The 24,411-nt window shown below is 62.4% G+C and carries 25 protein-coding genes; 17 read left to right on the forward strand and 8 right to left on the reverse strand.

From position 1 onward, the window contains the following. Positions 1 to 139: 139 nt before the first annotated feature. Entirely contained in the window at positions 140 to 3,637 is a 3,498-nt protein-coding gene (locus D0544_RS02515) for a PAS domain-containing hybrid sensor histidine kinase/response regulator (RefSeq protein WP_125014438.1), read from the forward strand. 44 nt (positions 3,638 to 3,681) lie between these two features. Here D0544_RS02515 and D0544_RS02520 read toward each other — a convergent pair whose 3' ends face one another. Together D0544_RS02520 and D0544_RS02525 are read right to left on the reverse strand one after the other, a co-directional pair. After that, the gene (locus D0544_RS02520) at positions 3,682 to 4,356 is read right to left on the reverse strand and encodes a response regulator transcription factor (protein ID WP_125014439.1); all 675 of its coding nucleotides are present in this window, start codon (positions 4,354 to 4,356) and stop codon (positions 3,682 to 3,684) included. An 89-nt stretch (positions 4,357 to 4,445) separates the two neighbouring features. After that, positions 4,446 to 5,924: a diguanylate cyclase domain-containing protein gene (locus D0544_RS02525; RefSeq protein WP_125014440.1), complete on the reverse strand. Its 1,479-nt coding sequence runs from the start codon at positions 5,922 to 5,924 to the stop codon at positions 4,446 to 4,448. Between the two features lie 235 nt (positions 5,925 to 6,159). Here D0544_RS02525 and dinB point away from each other — a divergent pair, with 235 nt between their 5' ends. Continuing rightward, the gene (gene dinB, locus D0544_RS02530) at positions 6,160 to 7,248 is read left to right on the forward strand and encodes a DNA polymerase IV (protein WP_125014441.1); all 1,089 of its coding nucleotides are present in this window, start codon (positions 6,160 to 6,162) and stop codon (positions 7,246 to 7,248) included. 18 nt (positions 7,249 to 7,266) lie between these two features. Here dinB and D0544_RS02535 read toward each other — a convergent pair whose 3' ends face one another. The 3 genes from D0544_RS02535 to D0544_RS02545 form a co-directional block, all read right to left on the reverse strand. Beyond that, on the reverse strand, positions 7,267 to 8,337 hold the full coding sequence (locus tag D0544_RS02535; RefSeq protein ID WP_125014442.1) for a DUF3549 family protein: 1,071 nt from the start codon (positions 8,335 to 8,337) through the stop codon (positions 7,267 to 7,269). A gap of 132 nt (positions 8,338 to 8,469) precedes the next feature. Next, a complete protein-coding gene (nhaD, locus tag D0544_RS02540) occupies positions 8,470 to 9,861 on the reverse strand; it encodes a sodium:proton antiporter NhaD (RefSeq protein WP_125014443.1) in 1,392 nt (463 codons plus the stop codon). Positions 9,862 to 9,971: 110 nt separating this feature from the next. Continuing rightward, positions 9,972 to 10,388, reverse strand: coding sequence for a hypothetical protein (locus D0544_RS02545; RefSeq protein WP_125014444.1), 417 nt, complete (start codon positions 10,386 to 10,388; stop codon positions 9,972 to 9,974). A gap of 236 nt (positions 10,389 to 10,624) precedes the next feature. Here D0544_RS02545 and D0544_RS02550 point away from each other — a divergent pair, with 236 nt between their 5' ends. The 13 genes from D0544_RS02550 to nudC all read left to right on the forward strand — a co-directional run bounded on the left by D0544_RS02550 (position 10,625) and on the right by nudC (position 20,943). Beyond that, positions 10,625 to 10,978: a hypothetical protein gene (locus tag D0544_RS02550; RefSeq protein WP_125014445.1), complete on the forward strand. Its 354-nt coding sequence runs from the start codon at positions 10,625 to 10,627 to the stop codon at positions 10,976 to 10,978. 65 nt (positions 10,979 to 11,043) lie between these two features. Beyond that, the gene (locus D0544_RS02555; protein WP_125014446.1) at positions 11,044 to 11,502 is read left to right on the forward strand and encodes a DUF411 domain-containing protein; all 459 of its coding nucleotides are present in this window, start codon (positions 11,044 to 11,046) and stop codon (positions 11,500 to 11,502) included. Between the two features lie 214 nt (positions 11,503 to 11,716). After that, positions 11,717 to 11,896, forward strand: a complete 180-nt coding sequence (locus D0544_RS02560) for a hypothetical protein (RefSeq protein ID WP_125014447.1) — start codon at positions 11,717 to 11,719, stop codon at positions 11,894 to 11,896. Positions 11,897 to 11,961: 65 nt separating this feature from the next. After that, complete coding sequence (locus tag D0544_RS02565; protein WP_125014448.1) at positions 11,962 to 12,636, forward strand: thermostable hemolysin; 675 nt, start codon at positions 11,962 to 11,964, stop codon at positions 12,634 to 12,636. Beyond that, positions 12,636 to 14,120, forward strand: a complete 1,485-nt coding sequence (locus D0544_RS02570; RefSeq protein WP_125014449.1) for an AMP-binding protein — start codon at positions 12,636 to 12,638, stop codon at positions 14,118 to 14,120. The genes D0544_RS02565 and D0544_RS02570 overlap by 1 nt, the downstream gene beginning before the upstream one ends. Further along, a complete protein-coding gene (locus D0544_RS02575) occupies positions 14,117 to 14,761 on the forward strand; it encodes an iron-containing redox enzyme family protein (protein WP_125014450.1) in 645 nt (214 codons plus the stop codon). The genes D0544_RS02570 and D0544_RS02575 overlap by 4 nt, the downstream gene beginning before the upstream one ends. Positions 14,762 to 14,770: 9 nt before the next feature. After that, entirely contained in the window at positions 14,771 to 15,577 is an 807-nt protein-coding gene (locus D0544_RS02580; protein ID WP_125014451.1) for an SDR family oxidoreductase, read from the forward strand. A gap of 11 nt (positions 15,578 to 15,588) precedes the next feature. Then, on the forward strand, positions 15,589 to 16,236 hold the full coding sequence (locus D0544_RS02585) for a tetratricopeptide repeat protein (protein ID WP_125014452.1): 648 nt from the start codon (positions 15,589 to 15,591) through the stop codon (positions 16,234 to 16,236). An 88-nt stretch (positions 16,237 to 16,324) separates the two neighbouring features. Beyond that, positions 16,325 to 16,987, forward strand: coding sequence for a response regulator (locus D0544_RS02590; protein WP_125014453.1), 663 nt, complete (start codon positions 16,325 to 16,327; stop codon positions 16,985 to 16,987). Beyond that, positions 16,984 to 18,453 (forward strand): ATP-binding protein, encoded by a 1,470-nt coding sequence (locus D0544_RS02595; RefSeq protein ID WP_125014454.1) that lies wholly within the window; start codon positions 16,984 to 16,986, stop codon positions 18,451 to 18,453. Before D0544_RS02590 ends, D0544_RS02595 begins: the two co-directional genes overlap by 4 nt. Before the next feature lie 62 nt (positions 18,454 to 18,515). Then, positions 18,516 to 19,466, forward strand: coding sequence for a radical SAM protein (locus tag D0544_RS02600; protein ID WP_125014455.1), 951 nt, complete (start codon positions 18,516 to 18,518; stop codon positions 19,464 to 19,466). Between the two features lie 70 nt (positions 19,467 to 19,536). Continuing rightward, positions 19,537 to 19,971, forward strand: coding sequence for a VOC family protein (locus D0544_RS02605; RefSeq protein WP_125014456.1), 435 nt, complete (start codon positions 19,537 to 19,539; stop codon positions 19,969 to 19,971). Positions 19,972 to 19,995: 24 nt separating this feature from the next. Beyond that, the gene (nudC, locus tag D0544_RS02610) at positions 19,996 to 20,943 is read left to right on the forward strand and encodes an NAD(+) diphosphatase (RefSeq protein WP_125014457.1); all 948 of its coding nucleotides are present in this window, start codon (positions 19,996 to 19,998) and stop codon (positions 20,941 to 20,943) included. On the opposite strand, the gene D0544_RS02615 is transcribed toward nudC, so the two are convergent. Continuing rightward, a complete protein-coding gene (locus D0544_RS02615; protein ID WP_125014458.1) occupies positions 20,940 to 21,827 on the reverse strand; it encodes an NAD(P)-dependent oxidoreductase in 888 nt (295 codons plus the stop codon). The two genes, nudC and D0544_RS02615, sit on opposite strands and share 4 nt — an antisense overlap. Before the next feature lie 119 nt (positions 21,828 to 21,946). On the opposite strand from D0544_RS02615, the gene D0544_RS02620 reads away from it, so the two are divergent. Beyond that, positions 21,947 to 22,636, forward strand: a complete 690-nt coding sequence (locus D0544_RS02620) for an RluA family pseudouridine synthase (RefSeq protein WP_125014459.1) — start codon at positions 21,947 to 21,949, stop codon at positions 22,634 to 22,636. An 81-nt stretch (positions 22,637 to 22,717) separates the two neighbouring features. Then, positions 22,718 to 23,314, forward strand: coding sequence for a YitT family protein (locus D0544_RS02625; protein ID WP_125014460.1), 597 nt, complete (start codon positions 22,718 to 22,720; stop codon positions 23,312 to 23,314). 82 nt (positions 23,315 to 23,396) lie between these two features. On the opposite strand, the gene D0544_RS02630 is transcribed toward D0544_RS02625, so the two are convergent. Both D0544_RS02630 and D0544_RS02635 read right to left on the reverse strand, forming a co-directional pair. Beyond that, positions 23,397 to 23,774, reverse strand: a complete 378-nt coding sequence (locus D0544_RS02630; RefSeq protein WP_125014461.1) for a DUF3461 family protein — start codon at positions 23,772 to 23,774, stop codon at positions 23,397 to 23,399. Positions 23,775 to 23,976: 202 nt separating this feature from the next. Next, positions 23,977 to 24,408 carry a universal stress protein gene (locus tag D0544_RS02635; RefSeq protein ID WP_125014462.1) on the reverse strand — a complete coding sequence of 144 codons (432 nt, stop codon included), beginning with the start codon at positions 24,406 to 24,408 and terminating at the stop codon, positions 23,977 to 23,979. Positions 24,409 to 24,411: the final 3 nt, after the last annotated feature.

Genomic DNA, 24,411 nt, shown 5'->3' on the forward strand with positions numbered 1-24,411 from the left:
CCAGCCGACCTTAGTAGTAAGCTGGCCCCCGCATGCCCGGGAAGGAGCAGCGGGCTGCAGGAATCGGGTGCATCCCTTGACGGCATCGCCAAATCCCTGAACCATGAGCCTTTTGTGGTGTGTTAAGCAGGAAGGCGACATGTTCCAGGGTTGGCTGATCGCGGTGATCTCCGTGGTCTATATATTGGTGCTCTTTGTGGTTGCCTTTTACGGCGACAAGAAGCTGGGCGATGACAGTCGTTTGCGCTGGCTGGTCTACAGCCTTTCGCTGACCGTTTACTGCACCTCCTGGACCTTTTTCGGCGCCGTCGGACAGGCGGCCCACAGTCTGTGGTCCTTCCTGCCCATCTATCTGGGTCCGATCCTGATGTTCCTGTTTGGCTCGAAATTGATCGCCCGTATCATCCGCATCAGTAAACAGGAGAACATCACCTCCATCGCCGACTTCATCGCCGCCCGTTATGGCAAATCGCAGATGCTGGCGGTGTGTGTCACCCTGATCGCGGTGTTCGGGGTGCTGCCTTACATCGCACTGCAGCTCAAAGCGATCATGATGGGCTACAACCTGCTCAGTGCCGGTAGCGAGGATCAGCTGGTGTCGGGGTTTGCCCTCGACTTTGGCCAGGACACCGCGCTGTTGGTGACCCTCACCCTGGGGGCCTTTACCCTGCTCTTTGGTACCCGCCACCTTGATGCCACCGAGCACCACCGGGGGATGATGCTGGCGATCTCCTTCGAGTCGATCATCAAGCTGGTGGCGATCCTGGTGGTGGGGATCTACATCACCTACGTGGTCAACGACGGGTACGCCGATATCTGGCAGAAGGCGCAGGCGGTAGAGCATACCCGTAGCCTGATCGAAAGGGGCTCCAATATCTGGATCATGTTGGCGCAAACGGTACTGGCGGGGCTGGTGATCCTCTGCCTGCCGCGCCAGTTCCACGTTACCGTGGTGGAGAACCTGGAGCCCGATGACCTCAACAGGGCGCGCTGGCTGTTTCCGGCCTACCTTATCGGGGCGGTGATCTTCGTGGTGCCGATCGCCCTGGCCGGGCAGTTGATCTTCAGTGGCGGCGGCGTGGTAGCCGACACCTTCGTGATGAACCTGCCGCTGGCCATGGGACAGAAGCAGATTGCGCTGCTGGCCTTTGTGGGGGGGGCGTCGGCGGCGATCAGTATGGTGATCGTGGCCACCATTGCCCTTAGCACCATGGTCAGTAATGACATCGTGCTGCCCCTGATCATGCGTCGCAACCGGTTCAACAAGACCAGCTTCGATGAGTTCAGCGGCCTGCTGCTGTATGTGCGGCGCACCACCATCATGGTGATCGTGCTGATGGCCTACTTCTACTACCGGATACTGGGGGGGGTAGACTCGCTGGCCTCCACCGGCCTGCTCTCTTTCGCCGCCGTGGCCCAGTTTGCTCCGGCCATGATCGGCGGGGTCTACTGGAAGCAGGCCAACAAGAAGGGGGTGATGGCGGGCCTGATCGCCGGCGTTGGCCTCTGGTTCTACACCATGGTGATCCCAACCCTGGTGCGGGCCGGTGCAATCTCCGAGAGCCTGCTGTCGGAGGGACCCTGGGGGATCGCGGCGCTGAGCCCCGAGGCGATCTTCCGCATCTCGGTACTCGATAGCACCACCAATGGCATCGTGGTCAGCCTGGTCGCCAACCTGCTCTGCTTTCTGGTGGTCTCCTGGCTCAGCGAGCCGCGCCTGTCGGAAAAGATGCAGGCGGCGATTTTTGTGGGGGCACCGGTCAGCGGGGGCGATGAACTCTCCAGTATCAAGGTGACGGTGGCGGATCTCAGCGCGCTGGCGTCCCGTTTTGTTGGCCAGCGGCGGGTAACCAACAGCTTCGAGCACTTTGCCTTCCGCTTCCAGCAGAGCCTGGCTCCCAACCGCTATGCCTCGCGGGAGTTGCTGGAACACACCGAGCGACTGCTGGCGGGGGTGATCGGCACCTCTTCGGCGCGGGTGGTGCTGCGCTCGGCGGTCAGCGGCCGGCGCATGCAACTGGACGATGTGGTCTCCATCGTCGATGAGGCGACCGAGGCGCTGCAGTTCAGCCGCGAGCTGCTGCAGGGGGCGATCGAGAACATCAGCCAGGGAATCAGCGTGGTGGACCGTGACCTGCACCTGGTGGCCTGGAATCGTCGCTACCTGGATTTCTTCGACTACCCCGAGGGGTTGATCCGGGTGGGGCGCCCGATCGCCGATATCATTCGCTACAACGCCTCGCGGGGACTCTGCGGCCCGGGGGATATCGAGGCCCATGTCGCCAAGCGGGTCGATTATATGCGCCAGGGCACGGCCCACTGTTTCGAGCGGGTGATGCCCTCGGGGCAGGTGGTGGAGATGCAGGGTAATCCGATGCCGGGCGGGGGCTTCGTCACCAGTTTCACTGACATTACCCCCTACCGCAAGGTGACCCGCGAGCTGAAGCAGATCAACGAGGAGCTGGAGCAGCGGGTGGGTCAGCGCACCAGCGAACTCTCCACCGTCAACCGGCAGCTGGTGGGGGCGATGGCCGATGCGGCCGCGGCCACCCAGAGCAAGACACGCTTTTTGGCCGCCGCCAGCCACGACCTGATGCAGCCGCTGAACGCCGCGCGCCTGTTCGCGGCCTCGCTGGTGCAGCAGGCCGAGGGCAGCGATCAGGAACTGGCGAAAAATATCGACAGCTCCCTGCGGGCCGCCGAGGAGCTGCTCACCGACCTGCTGGATATCTCCAAGCTGGATGCCGGCGGCTTCCACCCCGAGCTGAGTGACTTCCCTGTATCGGACCTGCTGTCGGCGCTGGCGGTGGAGTTTTCTGCGATGGCAGAAAATTCACAGATGCAGTTCAGTTTGGTGGACTGCCGGGCCGTCATTCGCAGCGACAAGAAGCTGCTGCGGCGCATCGTACAGAACTTCCTCACCAATGCTTTCCGTTACGCTCGCCGCGGCCGGGTGGTGTTGGGTTGCCGCCGGCTCGGGGATCGGTTGCGGATCGAGATCTGGGATAACGGCCCGGGTATTCCCCAGAGCCGCCTGACCGAGATCTTCGAGGAGTTCCGGCGCCTCGACAGCCATGTTACCCAGGAGGTGAAGGGGGTGGGGCTGGGGTTGGCGATCGCCGACCGCATCAGCAAGATACTGGACCACCCCCTGGCGGTGCGCTCCAGTGAGGGCAAGGGGTCGGTGTTTTCGGTCGAAGTGCCGCTGGGGGATCCCGAGCGGGTGGCGGTGAGCGCGCCGGTCCGCGCCAGTGCCGGCAACGCCCTGCAGGGGCGGCGGGTGCTCTGTATCGACAACGAAGAGACCATACTGGCGGGTATGAAAGCCCTGCTGGAGCGCTGGCAGTGCGAGGTGTTCGTCAGCCGTGACCTGACCGGCGGACTGCGGTTGCTGGAGAGTGGGATCGAGTTTGATATGCTGCTGGCGGATTACCACCTTGACGATGGCAAGACCGGCCTGGAGGCGATCCTGGCGCTGCGGCAGCAGATGGGGGTGCCGATACCGGCGGTGCTGATCACCGCCGATGGCCGTCAGGAGTTGCAGGAGCAGGCCCGGGAAGAGGGGGTGGCGTACCTGGCCAAGCCGGTCAAGCCGGCGGCCCTGCGGGCGTTAATGACCAGTATCCAGCGACGTTAGCTGAAGGCAGCCCGGTTCGGAGGTGTTAGCGGTTGCGTTGGCGCCTAGTCGGCGTCCTGCTCGCTACCCAGCTGGGGCGGTTCGATCTCCAGCTGCTGCACCGCAATCACCGCCTGGGTACGGTTGCGGACCCCCAGCTTCTTGAAGATGGCGGTGGCGTGGGCCTTGATGGTGGCCTCGGAGACATTGAGATCGTAGGCGATCTGCTTGTTGAGCATCCCCTCGGTCAGCATGCCCAGTACCTTGAACTGCTGTGGGGTCAGCGATGCGATACGCTGGGCCAGGTCCTGGCTGGTTTCGCGCCGGGTGGTGGCGCCTATGGAACCTTCGGGTTGCCAGACATCCCCCTCGAGCACGGTGCGAATCGCTTCACCGATGGTTTGTTGGGAGGACGACTTGGGAATAAAACCGGAGGCGCCGTATTCGATCGCCTGGTTGATGACGTAGCCATCCTCAGTGGCCGATACCATCACCACCGGGATCTGGGGGTACTGGCCGCGCAGGTAGATAAGACCGGAGTAACCGTGTGCGCCCGGCATATGCAGGTCGAGCAGTACGAGGTCGGTATCGCCGTGCTCCTCCAGCACCTGCTGCAGGGATTCGATGGACTCAGCCTCGAGCAGGGTTACCTCCTCCACGGCCTGGTTGACGGCCTGCTGGAGGGCTGTGCGAAACAGCGGGTGGTCGTCGGCAACAATAATCTTATAGCTACTTATCATGACTAAGTCCCTGTTATAACAGGGTGATAGTGCCAGCCACCTCGAAGCGAGTCAAATGCCAGAAGGGGGCGACGACGAGCCCTGACCCCTCAAGCCTCGGCGGTGAGGCGTGAGGGGGTCGAGGCCTGGCGATAGCGGTTGCGCCCGGCCTCCTTGGCGTCGTACATGGCGCTGTCCGCCGCTTTCATCAGTGCCTCGCTGTGGGTCCCGTGCAGCGGATAGATGGCGATACCAATACTGGCGCCGACCTGCACGGGGCGTCCCGCGATGGAGGTGATGCCCGCGATCGCATCAATCAGTTGCTGGGCCAGTTTCTGTGCCTGGGAGACCTCGATTAACCCGGTGTAGATGGCAACAAACTCATCGCCGGCAAAGCGTCCCAGGGTATCCGCCTCGCGGGAGCAGCCTTTCATACGTGCGGCCACCTCCTGCAGCAACAGGTCACCGCTGTCGTGGCCCAGGGTGTCGTTGATCGCCTTAAAGCCGTCGAGGTCGATGAACATCAGGGTAAAGCGCAGGCCATAGCGGTGTGAGCGGTGGATCTCCTGCTCCAGACGGTCACGAATCAGCAGGCGGTTGGGGAGCTGGGTGAGGGGGTCATGGTAGGCGAGCCGGGAGAGTGTCGCCTCCTTGGCTTTGTGGGGTGAGATGTCGTGTACCGTCACTATCTGGTACTCCTCCCCATTGATGTTGACGGCGTGGCTCACCCGGGAGGCATCAAAGGTGGTGCCGTCGAGTCGGACCCCCTGGCTGGCTTCGGAGTCGATGAACAGGCGCGCCAGCTTCTTCCCCCGCAGCGTTTCCTTGTCGCAGCGGTAGAGGCGGGTGGCGGTCTGGTTGCAGTTGATGATGGCGTCGTTGGCCTGGGTGACGAAGACACTGGAGTCGATGTTGTCGGTCACCTGGGAGAGCATCGACAGGTTCAGGTGGCTATGGTTCAGGTGGGAGAGCACCAGGCGCAGAATCACCAGCGCGTTGAGCATTGCCAGCAGCAGGATCAGGCTTTGGAAGTTGCGCATCTTCTCACTGGTTTCCTGCGCGGAGTGCTCCAGAGAGAGGGTTAACCGGTTCATGTCGCGCAGCAGTAAATCGTCCTGTACCAGTGCCAGCCGACGGGTGTCGTCGATGAAAGCGGAAGCGGGGGACTCTCCGGCGGCCAGCAAGCGCCCGATGGAGTGGTTTAAGGGGGCCCAGTTCTGCAGCGCGGCTTCGATCAGCTGCCGGTCGGGGGCTGAGGTAAGGCGCTGCAGCGCGATGGTTTCGCCATCGGCCCCTGTGGTGGTGCCTCCATTCGCAAAGGCCTGCAGGGTCTGGTCAAACAGTCGGTGAGCCTGGCGGATCTCGGTCAATGCATCGGAGTGTTGTTCACCTTCCTGCGATAGGGTCAGGATGGACTTGGAGATCATCTGGGAGAGCATGCGCTGGCGGCCTGCAGTATTGATCGCGGCCGCATCGCGTTCGACCTGGCGGGAGAGCCAGATATCCGCCCCCAGTGCCGTCAGCTCGAGGGCCAGAAAGACTCCGATCAGCAGTAACAGTGATCCCACCGGTTTGGGTCTGACGTGCACTTAGTGCCCCCTCTCGGTGGAGTGGCAAGTGATGGTCATGGCCGTTTTTTTCTGCACGGGGGATCTCCTGTCGAGCCAGTTTTCGGCACGCCGGTGCTAATGTACTGGAAATGGGTCGCTCAATACAACGCTCGATCCAGGGCGGCGGTTGCAGTCAGGCTGTTGATTTATACAGTGTGAGGGCTGAAAATAACGCGAATAGGGTCCCATTTCGAGACACGGGTGTGCCACGGCCATGCTGCCATCTCTCCAGCGAAAGATTATCCATATCGATTGCGACTGCTTTTATGCCGCCATCGAGATGCGCGATGACCCCTCGCTGCGGGGGATCCCCATCGCGGTAGGGGGGAGCCCCGACCGCCGGGGGGTGGTCGCTACCTGCAACTACGAGGCCCGCCGCTACGGTATCCATTCGGCGATGGCGGCGGCTACCGCCCGTAAGCTCTGCCCCTCGCTGCGCTTTATCCGCCCGCGTATGGAGGCCTACCGCGAGGCCTCGCGGGAGATACACGCGATCTTTGCCGATTACAGCGACCGCATCGAGCCCCTCTCCCTGGACGAGGCCTACCTGGATGTGAGCCACTGCCCCCGGCTGCAGGGCAGCGCCACCCGCATTGCCGAGCAGATTCGCCAACGGGTGCGTGAACGGGTGGGGATCACCGTCTCGGCGGGAGTGGCCCCCAACAAGTTCCTGGCCAAGGTCGCCAGCGACTGGAACAAGCCTGACGGCCTATTTGTGGTGCGGCCCGAGCAGGTCGATGATTTTGTCGAGCAGCTACCGGTCAAGCGCCTGCATGGGGTGGGACGGGTTACCGCCAACAAGTTGAAGCGCCTGGGTATCGAAACCTGTGGACAATTACGGGTGTTCAGCCAGCTCGACCTGGTGGCTTACTTTGGCAGTTTTGGGGAGCGCCTCTTTCAGTTGGCGCGGGGGGTGGATGAGCGCGAGGTGCAGAGCATCCGGCGCCGTAAATCCCTCAGTGTGGAACACACCTTCGAACAGGACCTACCCTCCCTGGAAGCGGTGCTGGAGCGGTTGCCGGAGCTACTGAATGAGCTGGAGCGACGGCTGGAGGGAAAGCTCAGCGAGGGCTACGCGCTTAGCAAGCGGTTTGTGAAGGTGAAGTTTGCCGACTTCACCCAGACCACCCTCGAAACCCTGATCAGCGGTGACCCCGAACAGCGGCTCCAGGCGCTGCAGTTCGCCCCGCTGATGAGCCAGGCCTGGCAACGCGGCGCACGGCCGGTGCGCCTGCTGGGGGTTGGGGTTCGGCTGCGGGATCTGCAACAGGAGAACACCCGCGAGCAGCTTAGCCTGTTTTAGTCGTGAGGGAAGGCCCCCTTAGTGCAGTGTCGTTGGCGCCGGCGCGGGTGCCCCCAGGCTCAGGAACCCCCCTATGGCCTGGCCCAGCGCCTCGGAGCGCTCGGGATTGCGGAACTGAGCCATGATAAGCGCCTGCAGGTTGGGCAGCATCATCAGGTCGAGCAGAACGCGGTTAAAGCAGTCGGCACCGGCGCTGTTGAGGGCCAGTTGCTCGAGAAACCGTTGCAGACGCCCGGGCTCTTCGAGGTCGGTCCAGCAGCGGCTGGCGATGGCCGCCAGGATCTCGGTATCCCGCCCGATCGGGCTGGCCAGCAGTTGGTCGATCAGCGGTTGGCGGATCCGGGGTGCCTGGCTGTGGGAGAGTCCTCGCAAGAGGGCGGCGATCAAGCCGCTGGGCGCCTCTTCCTCCAACAAACCCAGGGCCCGTTGACGAATCGCCCCGGTCAGCTCCGCATCGATCGCTTCGTTCTCCAGGCAGCAGCAAAGCAGCTCCAGCGGCACCGCCGGTAGCACCGGCAGGAGTCGTTGCAGGTGATCGGCGTTGTGATCCTGGTCGAGGCGGGCGCAGAGGTCGGCGATCCCCTGCAGTCCCAGCGCAGGCCAGTTTTCCAGTGCGGTGCCGGCGAAGTAGTCGCGGGCGGCGGGATAGAAACTGGAGGGGGGAAGACCGAGGCTTCGGGCGGCGCGGGCATGGAAGCAGGCCATCCGCTCGGGCTCGGGCTTGAAGGCGTAGGGGGTCTCCTTGAGGGCATCGACGCTGGGGTCGACGCTGCCCAGCTCCAGTTTTTCGCCGACGCTCTTGATAATCCGCAGCAGGAAATCATCGCGGCAGGCCTCCACCAGTTTGCCCTCCCGGTCGAGGGGGAACTTGAGGAACCAGATCACCGGCACTGCCCCTTCACGCTGGTCGCTGAGCAGGAAGCCGAGCCAGGCCTGCTGCAGGAAGGGATAGGGGTAGGGGCGTTGGCGCAGCTCCACCTCCAGCAGCTGCTGGCGTGGCAACGGGCAGATGCGCCGGCCCATATCAAAGACCTGCAAGCGGATCTCGCTTTGCTCAAGAAATTCGGTGAGGGTTCCGGTGGCGTTCATGGTGGGGGCCCGGTTGCGGTTCAGGGGGCGCCCATTGTAGGCAGTTGCCCCGGCAGTCTCAAGAAAGCGGGCCGCAGAGGGAAGCCGGTGATTCGGCTCCCTCGGTCGGTTCAGCTGATGATCAGCCGTTGATTAGCCATTGATCAGAAAGTGCACGTAGATACTGGCGGCGTAGCCAAGGGCGATCACCGGGGTCCACTTCAGGTGGCCGAAGAAGGTGTAGTGGCCACGGGCCTGCCCCATCAGGGCCACGCCAGCGGCGGAGCCGATGGATAGGAGGCTACCACCGACACCGGCGGTCATGGTCACCAGCAGCCACTGCAGGTCGCTCATAGCGGGGTTCATGGTCAACACCGCAAACATCACCGGAATGTTGTCCACAATCGCCGACATGATGCCCACCAGAATGTTGGCGGTGGTCGCCCCTAACTCGCCGTAGATGAACTCGGAGGCCATGCTCAGGTAGCCGAGGAAGCCGAGTCCGCCCACCGCCAGGATTACTCCGTAGAAGAAGAACAGGGTGTCCCACTCGGCCTGGGCGATCTGGGAGAAGATGTCAAAACGCGCGCCACGGTGACCCCCGGGCACGTCGGTGCGGTCGGACCCCTCGTCACCTACACGGCTGAGGTAGTAGCTGAACAGCTTGAGGTAGGCCAGCCCCGTCATCATGCCGAACACCGGCGGGATGTGGAGGAAGTTGTGGAAACAGACGGCGGTTACGATGGTCAGCAGAAACAGCCCCACAATCACCAGGCCGCCGTGCTTGATGGAAACCGCCTCGGTGTTTTGGGGGGTGGGTTTGCCCTTGGGCAGGGCGAACTGCATGATCGCTGCGGGTATCAGGAAGTTGACCACTGCGGGAATAAAGAGCGCAAAGAACTCGGTGAACTGGAGGATACCCTTCTGCCACACCATCAAGGTGGTGATGTCGCCGAAGGGGCTGAAAGCGCCGCCGGCATTGGCTCCGACCACAATATTGACGCATGCGATGCTGATAAAGACGGGCTTGTCCTTACCCACCGCCATCACCACCGCGCACATGATCAGGGCGGTGGTGAGGTTATCGGCGATTGGCGAGATAAAGAAGGCAAGGATACCGGTCAGCCAGAACAGGGCGCGATAGCTGAACCCCCTGGCCACCAGCCAGTCACGCAGGGCGTCAAAGACGTTGCGCTCGAGCATGACGTTGATGTAGGTCATGGCCACCAACAGGAAGAAAAACAGCTCTGCGTACTCGAGGAAGTTATGGCGGATGGCACTTTCCACCTCGTGGGGGGCGCCCATGCTGTTGTAGGCGATGGCGATGATGGCCCAGATCACACCGGCGGCCAGCAGCACCGGCTTGGATTTGCGCAGGTGCAGCTGCTCCTCAAAGATCACCAGGATGTAGGCGAGGGCAAAGAGGATCAGGGCGGCGTAGCCCACCCAGCTGTCGGTCAGGTTGATGGGCTGGGTAGCGGATTCGCTGGACCAGGCCAGGGTTGATCCCAGGGAAAGGGTCAGCAGTGTTAACAGTTTTATCATTATGGTCTCCGAGTAGTGGCCCCGCCCGGTCAGGCGATTGCTTGGGCCAAAAATTAAAATCGGTAAAGAGAAACAGCAGAGTGCCGCGCGGGTACGCGGGAAGGGGCTGGTCAGGGGGCGCAGGGCTGGTGCTTAAAGTCCGCCAGGGCCACGGACACGGCTCGGCTGCGGCAATGGGCCAGAAAACGGTTGAGGGCTGGAATACCCACCACCGCGGGGGCCGGCAGTCCGGCGATGCCCTGGTTTTGAAGCGAGGGGATGAGGCTGATGATCAGGGCGGCTGTGGAGCCGGCAGGGGGGGAGTGGGTGTCCCTGCCCCAGGGGATCAGCAGGCAGGCCACCATCGCGGTGTAGAGGTCGTACTCGGCCGGCAGGCCGCAGGCAACTGCCAGGCTGATGGCGAGGATGCCGATACCGGCCCCCATCAGGTTGACGAGCGCATTGTGACTGCCGTATCGATCCTGCTGGAAGGCGTCTTTTAGCGCGGGACCGATGCGCAGGATGAGTAGATGAGCGCGATGAGTCATCGCCAACCCCAATCCATGCCGTGTGATTAAGGCGTGCATTATGCTCTCAATAAAGCAGAATTCAATGCCCATCCCCTGGGCATTGTTGATGGAGGTCAGGGGAGGACCTATTAGAGGTCGCCGGGTGGGCGGAGGCGGGTTAGGTAGTGATGGCGGTGGCAGGAATGAACCCCGGATGACGGGGTCCGCGTTAATACCTATAGCCCCCCGGATACACCGGTGATAAAGTGCCGGTTATGCGATTACTAACGCCGCTACTGTTGATGTTGAGCCTGCTGCTGACCCCCTTCACGGTGGCCAGTGGCAGCGCCCCTCTGACGGGGGTGGGGGATGCCCTCCACGCGTCGATGGCACCGCCCTGTGGGTCCGCTGCCGCCTATGAGGGCGCAGCGATGGCGAATACCCCGGAAACGCTGGTCGACTGCGTGGGTTGCGACAGCCCCGCCACCGGTTGTTGCCAGTTATCGGTCGTTGCCCTGCTGGATTCGTCCCCTATTGAACTGGCCAGCCTGGCCTCGGGTCCCGGGGCACCCATCAGTTGCGGTGCGCCCGACTCTCCCTGTTACCCCATCGAGCATCCACCCCAGTAGTTCACTCCTGACCCCTGTGTTGTTCCGGGCCCATGGCCCATCGCTTTATTTCAGGAGAAATCATCATGACGATTCGTAAACTGTTGGGCGCCCTTGTCGCCGCTGTTCTATTACCGCTTTCCATTACCCCTGCCGCAGCCGAATCCCGACTGCCGTTGATGACGGTGTACAAGTCTCCCACCTGTGGTTGTTGTGGGGACTGGGTCAAGCATATGGAGGCCAATGGGTTTGAGGTGCAGGTGCACGATACCGATAACCTCAACCCGATCAAGCTGAAGGCGGGTCTAACCCCGGCGTTGGCCTCCTGCCATACCGCCTTTATTGATGGCTACGTGGTGGAGGGCCATGTGCCCGCCAGCGACGTCAAGCGGATGCTGAGTGAGCGCCCCGCCATCAAGGGGATCTCAGCCCCGGGTATGCCCGTGGGTTCTCCCGGTATGGAGATGGGGGACCGGGTAGACCCCTATGAGGTGGTCAGCTTCGACGAGAAGGGTAACGCCCGACTCTATCAGTCCTACCCCTAAAACCCGCGCCTCCCCGGCAGGCTTGCCTTTGTAGTGAGCCTGCCGGCCCTCTATCTCCGCCGATTCCTTTTCCGGTTAGCTCTTGCCGGCTAGCTCTCCCCGTTTCCCTTTCCCTGAACCCCTTAATGTTCCGTTAAGGCGGGCGGCCGATACTGCGCCCATCAAGGGCTCGGCTGTCCTGCGGGCAGCCGGCGTCACTCAGGGGAGGTGGATCATGGCGTTCTCCAATACCGTTAAACACTCTTCCGGCAGCCGCACCGGCGGCCGGCTGGCGCGACTCTTTCCCTCGCTACTGCTCCTGCTGGCCATGGCCGCTTCCCTGTGGATGAGCTGGGCCTGCTACAGCGAGCTGGCCGATCCCCTGTGGCACCTGTTGCACCTTGAGTGGTGGTAAGGGGTTAAGTCTTTGTTAAGGAACCCGGTTTAGTCTGTGATCGTGCGACCAGGAGAGGTGATGCCATGTTAGCGCTGCGTGATGAAGGGGTGAGGGGGCCGGGAGTGCGTCCTGTGCTAATTGAAAATCCGGCCAACCAGGCGCTGATTCGCCGCTTTATCCAGCGCAGTTTCCGCGAGCGATACGGGGCCCATATCAACGTCTATTCCCGCCATTTGTTGAGTCTGGTGGACCATCAGGGGGGTATCCGTGCGGCCATGGGGTACCAGGATGGCGCAGAGGGGCCTCTCTTTCTCGAACAGTACCTGGGCCGACCGATCGAGCGGTTACTGGCGGAGCATACCGGCAAGCCGGTTGACCGTGCCGCCATTCTCGAAGTGGGCAACCTGGCCTCTACCTCGGGGGGGCGCACCCGCCAGCTGATCACCGCCCTGGCCCCCTTCTTCTGTGCCCGGGGGTATGAGTGGCTGGTGGTGACCGCCACCCCCGCCGTATTGAACGCCTTCCACCGTATGGGGGTGGGGATCGAACTGATTCCCCTGGCGGCCGCCTCGGCCGATGCCCTCGGAAAGGAGGCGCAGTGCTGGGGCAGCTATTACAACGAGGAGCCGGTGGTGGTGGCGGGGCGCCTGCGTAAGGGGCTGCGGCGCCTGCTGACGGGGGCCGCCCGCGGGCTGGTTCGACAGTGGCCCCAACCACAAACCGACCATCAAATAACCTTGCAGGAGATCAACGCCTGATGCAGAGCCTATTCCAGCAGATTGAGCAACACGCTTTTGATACCCCCTGGCGCACGGCGCTGGAGGGCAGCCAGGAGTCACTGAGTTATGCCGAGTTGCAGCAGGCTATTGAACTGCTGGCCGAACAGCTGCGGGGGACCGGTTGCCGGCACCTCGGCCTGATGCTGGAAAACGGCCCCCGCTGGCTGGTGTGGCAGCTGGCCGCCTGGAAGGCGGGTATGGTGGTGGTGCCGATTCCACTGTTTTTCACCCGTCAGCAGATCCGCTATCAGCTGGACCGCTGCGGTATCGAGCTACTGGTCGGGGGGGAGGCCGCCGGGGTGCAGGCGCTGGACCCCGACTTTGAGGCCGGCTGCCTGATCGCCGAAACGGGGGGGGAGGAGACCTGGGTGCGCCGGGTGGCGCCGGTCGCACTGCCCCAGGGTACCCTTCTGGTGACCTTTACCTCCGGCACGACCGGTGAGCCCAAGGGGGTGTGCCTCGGAGCTGAACAGCTGACCGCCCTGTGCGATGCGCTCTGGAGTGTGGTGGGGGACCAGGGGATCGAGCGTCACCTGTCGCTGCTGCCCCTGCCGGTGCTGCTGGAAAATATTGCCGGCTGCCTGATGGCGCTGCGTGCCGGGGCCTGCTGTGTGATTCCCGATGCCTGTGAGTCGGGGCTGCGGGGCTCAGCAATGCCCGACCTTGCCAGCCTGGCCGCCTGCCTGCAGCGACGGCAGCCCGATAGCCTGATTCTGGTGCCGGAGCTGCTGCGGGCACTGCTGTGGTCGGTCACCCTCGGCGGCTACCAGCCGTCGTTGAAGTTTGTTGCCGTGGGGGGCGGCGTGATTGGCAGGCCGGTACTGGAAATGGCCGAGCAGCTCGGATTGCCGGTTTACCAGGGCTATGGCCTCTCCGAGTGTGGCTCGGTGGTGGCGCTGAATCGTCCCGGCTGTAATCGACCGGCCACCGTGGGCAAACCTCTGGCCCACTGCCGTGTCTCCCTGGCCGCCGACGGTGAAATCCTGATTGAGGGCAACACCATGCTCGGTTACGTCGGGGAGGTCTCGCCGGCGTGCGGGCCGGTAAAAACCGGCGACCTCGGACGCTTCGACGAGGCGGGCGCATTGATCATCAATGGCCGCAAGAAGAACCTCTTTATCAACAGCTACGGTCGCAACTTCTCCCCCGAGTGGGTGGAAGCCGAGCTGTGCGCCAGCCCCCTGGTGGCCCAGGTCTGCCTGGTGGGGGACGGCCGGCCTTTCAACCTTGCGCTGGTGACCCCCATGAACGGGGTGAGCCAGGCGGGGCTGGACCAGTGGCTGCGCACCCTTAACCGGAGCCTGCCGGATTATGCCCGGGTGCGTGAGTGCATCCTCACCCGGGAACCCTTTTCGGCCGCCAACGGCCTGTTAACCCCCAATGGCCGCCTGCGGCGTGCACAGATCGAAGCCAGTTACGGCGATGAGATAGAAGCCTGTTTTTGTAGTGAGGTAGCCCTATGAGCTTTTTCCAGCAGTTACAGCATGAGACCGAGGCCGAGCGTCAGCAGATGCTGAGCCTGCCCGTCATCCGCGAGACCATGGAGGGGCAGTTGACCCTGGAGCGGTACCTGGCCTTCCTGACCCAGGCTTACCACCATGTTCGTCATACGGTCCCCCTGATGATGGCCTGTGGATCGCGCCTGAGCGAGTCCCAGAACTGGATGCAGCCGGCATTGGTCGAGTACATCGAGGAGGAGGTGGGTCACGAGAAGTGGATCCTCAACGACGTGCGGGCGATCGGTGGCTCCGCCGAGGATGTGATCGGCCAGGGGCCGGCCTTTGAAACCGAGATGATGGTGGCCTACGCCTACTACTCCATTGAACGCATCAACCCCATCTGCTTCTTCGGCATGGTGCTGGTGCTGGAGGGGACCAGTATTGCGTTGGCGGATCGGGTAGCCGACGCGGTGCAGGGGAAGCTGGGGTTGCCGGCCAAGGCCTTCAGCTACCTGCGCTCCCACGGCTCCCTCGATCAGGAGCACATCAAACTCTATGAGGAGCTGGTGAACCGCATCGAATCAACTCAGGACCAACAGGACCTGATCCATGCGGCTCGCCGCCACTACCGCCTTTACGGTGCAGTACTCAACAGCCTCGCTTAGGGAGTGTCTATGAAGATTAAAGAGATGCAGGTGCTATTGACCGGCGCGACGGGCGGAATCGGGCGGGAGACCGCCCTGCAGCTGGCCAGCGCCGGAGCGAGGGTACTGGCGTTGGGGCGCAATGAGCAGGAGCTGCGCGAGTTGCTGGTTGAACTGCCGCAGCTCAACCCGTTGCCCCATCGCTACCTGTGCCTGGATATTTGCGAGGCGCAGCAGCGCCAGGACCTGATCGATCAGCTCGGGGTGATCGGGGCGCAGCCCAGCGTGTTGATCAATATGGCGGGCTTGTGCGAGCTGGCCCTGTTCGAGGAGCAATCGGAGTCCTGCGTCGAGCGCATCATCAACACCAATGTGACCGCGACCCTGCTGCTGACCCAATCCCTGCTGCCCCTGTTGCGACAGGCCCCCGAGGCGCACATTGTCAACGTGGGCTCCATTTTCGGCAGTATCGGCTACCCCGGCTATGTGGCCTACAGCACCAGCAAGTTTGCCCTGCGGGGGTTCAGTCAGGCGCTGCAACGAGAGCTGGCCGACAGTTCGGTGCGGGTACAGTACTTTGCCCCCCGGGCCACCGCGACGGCGCTCAACAGCGATGCCGCCACGCGCCTTAACGAGGAGTTGGGCAATCGAGTCGACAGCCCCCAGCGGGTGGCGCAGGAGCTGGTTGAGCTGCTGCGAGAAGGCAAGCACACCACCCGCTACCTGGGCTGGCCGGAGCGTTTTTTTGTGCGCTTTAACGATCTGTTTCCCTCTCTGGTGGGAGGCTCTATCCAGCGCCAGCTGGGAATCATCCGGCAGTTCGCCGGTTCCAAATAGGAGGATATCCGATGAAAAAGTTAAGTGTCATCTTCGCCCTGCTGCTCTCCTTGCCGGCCTTTGCTGGCGACGACAGCGAGGCGCTTAAGCAGGTGGCCGAACTGCAGCAGCAGTGGGCCAGTATCAAGTATGGAGTGGAAACGGATAAGCAGGAGGCCCCCCTCAAGGCGCTCTCGGAGCAGGCCGATGCCGCCGTTGCGAGACATCACAAGAGCCCGGAACTGTTGATCTGGCGCGGGATTATCCTCAGCACCTACGCTGGCGCCAAAGGCGGGCTGGGTGCCCTGACACTGGTGGGCCAGGCCCGCGAGAGCCTGGAGCAGGCGCTGGTGCTGAATCCCAACGCCTTGTCCGGTTCGGCCTACACCAGCCTCGGCGCGCTCTATTACCAGGTACCGGGGTGGCCGATCAGCTTTGGCAGTAACAGCAAGGCGCGTGAGCTGCTGACAAAAGCGCTGACCATCAATCCCGACGGCATCGACAGTAACTACTTCTACGCGGACTACCTGATCAGCGAGAATGATTATGACGGTGCGCGCGAAGCGCTGAACCGTGCCCTCAAGGCGCCCGGTCGTGAGGGGCGAGAGCTGGCCGACCGCGGGCGACGCGAAGAGATCAAGCAGCTGCTGCAGCGCATTGAAGGCAAACACTCCAGCTAGCGCTTGTTTGGGGAATCCTAAACGCTGTTGTCCTGTGGGTGATGGCATTAGTATAGAGATCAGGTGATCGGGAAAGGGTGCGCAGGCGATGAGATTGTTGCTGGTAGAGGATGATCCCTTGATAGGGCAGGGGGTCAGTGACGCCCTTAATGGTGACGGAACCCTGCTGGAGTGGGTGACCTGTGCCGAGCACGCCGAATCGGCGCTGCTCGATGGAGAGTTTGACCTGGTGATCCTCGACCTGGGGTTGCCCGGTATGGACGGCTTGACCCTGTTGTCCCGTATACGCCAGCAGGGAAACGGGATTCCGGTGCTGATTCTGACCGCTCGCGACCAGGTCAGCGACCGGGTTGCGGGACTGGACAGCGGCGCCGACGACTATCTGGTCAAGCCCTTCGACCTGGAGGAGCTGAGCGCGCGGATTCGCGCGCTGGTCCGCCGTCGCAGCGGCTACACCAGCCCGGTGATCCAGTACCGCCACCTCGAAGTGAACCCCAGCTCCCGCGAGGTGCTCTCCAACGGCGTTCCCGTCAGCCTCTCCCGGCGTGAGTACGCGCTCCTGATGGAGTTTCTGCACCACCCCGGCAAGGTCTTTACCCGCGACCAGCTGGGGGAGCGCCTGTACGGCTGGAACGAGGGGGTGGAAAGCAATAGCCTGGAGGTGCATATCCACCACCTGCGCAAGAAGATCGGCGATGGCCTGATCCACACGGTACGGGGTGTTGGCTACCGTATCGAGCCACTCTCATGAGATCGATTCGGCGGTTTTTGCTGGTCAGCCTGTTGGGGGCGGTGGTGTTGATCACCGGGTTGGCGGCTTTTCGCAGTTACGAGGATGCCAGCCACGAGGTGGATGAGCTGTTCGATGCCGAGCTGGCGCAGATGGCGCGGGTGCTGCAGAGCCTGCTCACCGTCCAGCTCAAGCGCACACAGCTGGACAGTTTACGAGATTCCCTCAGCTACAAGCCTTACCCCGGAGAGGAACGGCCGTCAGACCCTTTTGCCGAGTATGGCGAGGCCACTGCGCTGGGACACAAGTATGAGCGCAAGCTGGCTTTTGCGGTCTGGAACAATGAGGGCCGTGAACTGCTGGGTTCGGGCTCTCCGGACGGTGGTTTTCCCTTCGTGGCCGAGGTGGGGTACGGCGATACTGACCTGGCCGGTGCTCCCTGGCGTACCTTCAGCCTCTACGATCCGGAGCTGGAGATCTGGATCAAGGTGGGGCAGCGCTTCGATGTGCGCAGCGAACTGACCGATGAGATCGTGCTCCATGCGCTGTTGCCGCTGCTGCTGATTATACCCCTCTTGCTGGTGGTGATCTGGTGGGTGGTCGGGCGTGGATTGTCGCCTCTGTTGCGGGTTTCCCGGCAGGTCACCTCGCGGGACCAGCACAACCTGGCGCCGCTGGACACCGAGCAGGTCCCGGAAGAGGTGGAGGGTGTGGTGAGCGCCATCAATGCGCTGCTCAAGCGGCTCGACGATGCGCTCTCTCGTGAGCGCCAGTTTACCGCTAATGCGGCCCATGAGTTGCGAACCCCCCTGGCGGGTATCCGCATCCATGCCCAGAATCTGCAACGACAACTGGGCAGCCAGGGTGACCGTGGCGAGGAGTCCGGGGCGGGCGCTACGCCGGAGCGGCGTCTACCCAGGGCCCCCGATCATATTCTGGAGGGGGTGGACCAGATGACCCACGTGGTGGAGCAGCTGCTGCGGCTGAGCCGCCTGGAGCATGAGCAGTCCCTCAGCTTCCAGAAGCTGGACCTGGTGCCTCTGGTGCAGCGGGTGGTGGCTTCCCTTGCCCCCCTCGCCCTCAAGAAGCAGCAGACCTTCGGCCTCGACGTCGATGAGGGGGCGGTGCTGGCGATTCGCGCCGATGAAACCTCGCTGGAGATGATGTGCCGTAACCTGGTCGACAATGCGGTGCGTTACACCCCGGCCGGAGGCGAGGTACGTATCCGCCTGCAACCGCTGAACGGGGCGGTGGAGCTGGGGGTGGAGGACAGCGGCCCGGGCATTCCCAGCGCCGAACGGGAACGGGTATTTGAGCGCTTCTATCGCCTGGGGAGCCAGGGCTCGCGGGGCAGTGGTATTGGTTTGGCGATCGTTCGACAGGTCGCTTCCAGTCACCAGGTCCGGGTTGAACTCGGCGAGAGCTCGCTGGCCGAAACCGGTCTGTCGGTGCGGGTACAGTTTCCGCTAAATCCTTTAAAAGGTTAAGGGTACTTTAAGGTTGCTTGAATAACCTGTGCACTCCTACTTCTTTGGACCTGGAGTGTTTTATGAGTAACTACCGTCTCACCGCCAATATTGAATGGACCAGCAAGTGCAACGCCAAGTGCGCGATGTGCCCGCGTCATGTGATCGACCGTCCAAAGCTGATGACCCGCGAAATTTACCGCGCCATGATGTCTCGCCTGGAGCAGCGCGACCTGGTGCGGGCCATTGTTGCCGGATTCGGTGAGCCCACCACCCACCCCCTGTTCATGGAGTTTGTCGAGGGCACCCGCGACCACCCTGTACACTTCGATATGGTCAGTAACGGCGAGCGACTCGATGCAGAGAAAGTGCGTCACCTCGATGGCGCCCTCGGCATGGTGATGGTCTCTTTCTCCAGTATTGATCCCGATGTCTACAAATCGGTGCACACCAACCTGGATCAGCAGCGGGTGATGGAGAACCTGAAGTTTGCCCAGCGTGAGCTGAAACAGACCCACCTGTCGGTCAGCCTGACGCCGATGCCCGAGTGCCTGGATACCCTGCCGGAGACCATCGAGTGGTTTCACCAGCAGGGGATTACCGATCTGAGGATGTCCCCCAACTTCTACAACCGTGCCGGCAGCATTGAGGAGCAGGATATACAGACCCGTACCCTGCGCCAGATCATCGAGCGCTATAAGCTCAAGGCGCTGGACCTGGATTTCGTACCGGGGGCGATGGATGTGGTCAAGCAGCTGCGCAGCAACAAGTTCAACTGCATCCCCCGCAACAGTTCGATGTTTATCACCTCAGACGGTAACTACCTCTACTGTTATAACGATATGTCCCACCACCACAGCCTGGGCAACGTTCGTGAGATGAGTGTGCGCGAAGCGATCGAGCGCCGCGAGCTGACCGGTGTACGGGGTGAGCTGTGTGACCAGTGTAATATGCGCGGGCGTTACCAGGGGGTCGAGCTGGCGCAGATGGCGGCCAAATATATGGGCTCACGGTTGATCGCCGCGGTCGGCTAACGCAGAGAGGGCTCGACCTGAGCTCCGGCTCGATATACCCTACTGAAAAAGACGGGTATGGAGCCAGAGCATGTCAATAACCCCTTTTCACATCGCGGTGCCGGTGCGCAACCTGGCCGAGGCCCGCAGCTTCTATGGTGGTTTGCTGGGCTTTTCCGAGGGGCGCAGCGATACTCACTGGATCGACTACAACATGTATGGCCACCAGTTTGTGGTGCACCTGAACGAGTCCCTGGGGGCTGACGGCAAGGTGCCCCTGTGCCATAACGAGGTGGATGGCCATGGCGTACCGGTACCCCACTGCGGGGTGGTATTGACCATGCTGCAGTGGCAGACCCTGGCCGACCGCCTGCGCAGTGCCGGGGTAAAGTTTGTGATCGAACCCTACATCCGGTTTGCCGGCCAGCCCGGCGAGCAGGCCACCATGTTCTTTATGGACCCGAGCGGCAACGCCCTCGAGTTCAAGGCGTTCGCCGACATTGATCGACAGCTGTTTGCCAGCTGAACCCGGTGAACACTGGAGCCGCGGATGAGCTATCGATCTCTGCAGTACACGGGTGAACGCCTCGACCGCGCTGACCACCGCCGTAGTGATGCCGACTGGCTGGCCTCCCGCCGGGGGCACCCCGCTACCCGGCTGGTGGTGCTGTGGCGCAACCAGCACCTGTTTGATGAAGCCCCCACACCGACTCCCCGTTTGCTGCAAGGAGCCCTGGCAGCTGAGCTGATGGCGCAGGGCGAGGCCCTGACCTTTCTTGGGGAAGCCGGCGGCGAGGCCCTCTTTACCGTTGACCTGTCGGCACTGGAGGCGGAAGAGCTGCTGGCGCGAGTGGACGGGGGGCGGCTGCTGGACCTGCGTCTGGTGGGCCCCTTGCTGGAGCGGGAGCTGGCCGCGCAGCTGGCCTACGCCCGGGGCATCCTGTACTGGCATCGACAGCACCGTTTCTGTGGTCGCTGCGGTGCCCCCACCCTCAGCGTCCGCGGGGGCCATGTCCGCCGCTGCAGCGATGCCGGCTGTGGTCGTGAAAGTTATCCTCGCACCGACCCCGCCGTGATTATGCTGGTGGAGCTGCCCGCCGCAGGCGGCCAGCCGGCGCGCTGCCTGCTGGGGCGCCAGCGCAGCTGGCCGGCGGGGGTGTTCTCTACCCTCGCCGGTTTTGTCGAGCCGGGAGAGTCGCTGGAGGTGGCGGTGGCCCGTGAGGTGGCCGAAGAGGCGTCGGTACCGGTCACCGACGTACGCTACCAGGCATCGCAGCCCTGGCCCTTTCCCTCTTCGCTGATGCTGGGCTTCCGCGCCCGCGCCCTGAGCGAGGAGATCCGGGTGGACGGGATTGAGCTGGAACAGGCCCACTGGTTCACCGCCGACCAGCTGCGGGCGGCGGGTGAGTGGAACAGCGAAGGGGAGGGGCTCAAGCTGCCTCGACGTGACTCCATCTCCCGGGCGCTGGTGGAGGCCTGGATCGCCGAACAGCCCTAGGTGGAGGGCCCTGCGGCTAACAGCGACACCAGTTCGGGCACCACCCCGTCGCCGCGCTCGGCCAGCCCACTGCGATAGGTCTCCAGAATGCTGTGGGCGATCTGGTCGACCTGTCCACCCTGTTGGGTCATCTCGGTGTAGTAGCCCAGGTCCTTGGCGGCGTTAGCGAGAGAGAAGCGAAACCCGCTGCTGTCACCGCTTTCAATAAAGGGGCGCAGGCGCTCGAACACCACGCCGCCGCCGCCCCCCTTGCCCAGCACCTCCAGCAGGGCACCGGTGTCGATCCCCGCCCGGGCCGCCCCCGCCGCCGCTTCGGCCAGCACCGCTGAAAAGCCGAGGGAGACAAAATTGTGGACCAGTTTGAGGCGGTGGCCGGCGCCGATCGGGCCGGCGTGGGTGATGTTTTCGGCAAAGCTCATCAGCAGCGGGCGCACCCGCTCCAGGAGGGCGGCGTCGCCGCCCACGATCAGGTTGAGGCGACCCTCGGCCGCCTCCTTGGGGGTACGGGTCATGGGGGCATCCAGAAAGTCGATACCGCCTTGTGCGAGGCGTCGGGCCACCGCTTCGCTGGTCGCAGGGAGTGAGGTGGAACAGTCGATCACCAGGGCTCCGGGCTTGAGGTGCGCCGCCAGCCCCTCGCCCTCGAACAGTGCCGACTCCACCTCGGGAGCGCCGGTCACGCAGAGGATCAGTATGTCGGCCCCCTGCGCCAACCGGGGGCGGTCAGGACAAGCCTGGGCGCCGGCCCTGACCAGCGCGGCGGTGGGCTGGTTGCCCTCTCGATCCAGAAAACGCAGGGCATAACCGGCTTTGAGAAGGTTGCTGGCGATGCCGATGCCCATATGGCCGACGCCGGCGAGGGCGATCCGGGGTTGTGGGGTCATTGGGGTTCCTCAGGTTTTTTCTTGTTATGGGAACTCCCAGTCTACCCCAGAGACAAGCGCCTGCAATGGGGTATAATGCCGCGCTTGCCTGGCCGCCTGTTTTTCGCCTCCGATCACCCATGTCCCATACCCCCGACTACTACATTGCCCCTCCCTGTCACGAGCCCTTGCAGATTCTGCGGGAGACGGCGGGATTCTGGGTGGTCAGCAAACCTTCCGGACTGTTGTCGGTACCGGGGCGGGCGCCGGAGAACCAAGACTCGGTGATCACCCGCTTACAGGCACTCAGTGGCGAAGCCTGGGCCGTACACCGGCTGGACATGGATACCTCGGGGCTGCTGGTGGTGGCGCGTAATAAAGCCTCGCTGAGCGCCCTGAGCCGCCAGTTCCAGCAGCGCTCGGTGAGTAAGCTTTACCAGGCGCTGGTATTCGGTTTGCCGGAGGCAGAGGAGGGGACTATCGAACTGCCCCTGATCTGCGACTGGCCCAATCGGCCGCGACAGAAGGTGGATTGGCAGCAGGGCAAACCCAGCCTCACCCACTGGCGGGTGCTGGCACGTGACCCCGGGCGACACTGTTCGCTGTTGGCGCTGACCCCGGTGACCGGACGTTCGCACCAGTTGCGCGTTCACCTGGCGGAGATCGGCCATCCGATTCTGGGATGCCGTTTCTATGGGCATGGGGATTCCATCGCTGCCGCCGAGCGCCTGATGCTGCATGCCGGCCAGCTGGCTTTCGACGATCCCGAGCAGGGCGGGCGGGTTGAGACCCACTGCGACAGTGGTTTTGGCGATCGGCTGGCGAGCTGATCCTTTTCTTTTGATAACCAGTGTGGACAATGGCGCCGCCAGCGCCTCTGCCTGGTGTTAGGTTGTGACCAAGGAGTGACTATGAGTACCAAACACACCCCCTTTGAAGATCTCCAGGCGATGGTGACGGCCACGGCCCTGGTATCGCTGGGCGTGTTCCTGCTGAACTTTGCCGGCTTGCTAGCCGGGGGCACGACGGGTTTGGCGCTGCTACTGCAAAAGTTGACCGGGGTGACCTTTGGCGTGCTCTTTGTGGCCCTCAACCTGCCCTTCTTTTATCTGGCCCTCAAGCAGATGGGGTGGCAGTTCACCCTTAAGACCTTCGCTTCCATTATTATGGTGGCGCTGGCCACGGAGTTTCTCTCTCGCGTAATCCGTGTCGAGTCGGCCAACCCGCTCTACTGCGCTGTCATGGGGGGATTGTTGATCGGCTGTGGCCTGCTGATTCTGTTTCGCCACCAGGCGAGCCTGGGCGGCTTCAATATACTGGCGCTCTATATGCAAAATCGCTACGGCATCAGCGCGGGCAAGTTCCAGATGGGGCTAGACGGTGGTATTGTGGTGGCCTCCTTTTTTGTGGTTACCCCCTGGGTCCTCCTGGTCTCCATGATCGGCGCGGTGGCCGTCAACCTGGCGATCGCCGTTAACCACAAGCCGGGCCGCTATGTGACCTCCTGAAGCGGCTCCCGACAAGGGGGCCGGGATCCAAAAAAAAAGCCGCACGGGAAACCGAGCGGCTTTTTTAGCAGTGGAAAACCACTTACAGGTTTTCGATACGTGCTTCGAGTTCGGCGATCTTGTTGGAGACCACCTTCTCCAGATGCTTGAGCTCGTGCAGGATCTCTTTTTTGGCATCCTTGGAGCGCGTCTCCTGCTGGGTGATCTTGTCAAGTTCGGCGACCACCTGACGCAGGGCGGGGGAGATTTCGGTGACGTTACGGAACTTGTGGGTGCCGCTGTCCACCATCAACGTCTTCTTCTGGCGGGGGAACTTGAACTTCTCGCTCTTGGCGAACAGGTCTCCCTTCTGCTTGTGGTAGTAAACCTTGAGGATATCGAAGTCGGCTTCGGAGCGGAGCAGGTAGCGTTCAATCTGCTCGTAGTGCTTGATGCCCATGCTCTTTAAGTGTTCGTACATTTCAGTACTTCCCTTACTTGGGCCAGGGTCCGATAGGGCACACTGGCAATGGATAGATATGATGCCGTTAGTGTGGCAAAAAAAAACGCACCCGTAGATACGCATTTATACCCATTAGCTGCGTATAAAGCGTGCCAAAGCTCGACTCTGTCGCAGCTTGACTGTGTCTGGCTTCACGCTTTTGAACAAGCCTTCCGGGGGGTTAGTCTTTGATGATCAACAGGTTGGTTTTGCAGTGCTCGGCCACCTTGGAGGTGACCGAACCAAGGAAAAAGTGATCGATCTTTCGACTGTCGTGGTTGGCCATGATCACCAGGTCAACCCCCTCCCTTTCGATCTCCTTGAGGATTCTTTTGTAGGCGGTGCCCTCGGTAACCGCCAGGGTGCAGTCGATCTCGTCCGGTATGTATTTTTCGGCAAAGGCCCTGAGGCGGGTTTTGACCTCGGAGTGGGCCTTGCTCATCAGGTCCCGGGGCATGTAGGTGGAGACCATCGGCATGCTGAAACCGGGGATAACGGCGAGCAGGTGCAGGGAGGCGTTACTGGCCCGCGCCTGAAAAATCGCAGCATCCAGCGCCTTTTGTGAGGGGTGATCATTGCTTAGGTCGACCGGCAAGAGGATTTTTGTGAACATATA

The organism is Aestuariirhabdus litorea, assembly GCF_003864255.1.
GTDB lineage: Bacteria > Pseudomonadota > Gammaproteobacteria > Pseudomonadales > Aestuariirhabdaceae > Aestuariirhabdus > Aestuariirhabdus litorea.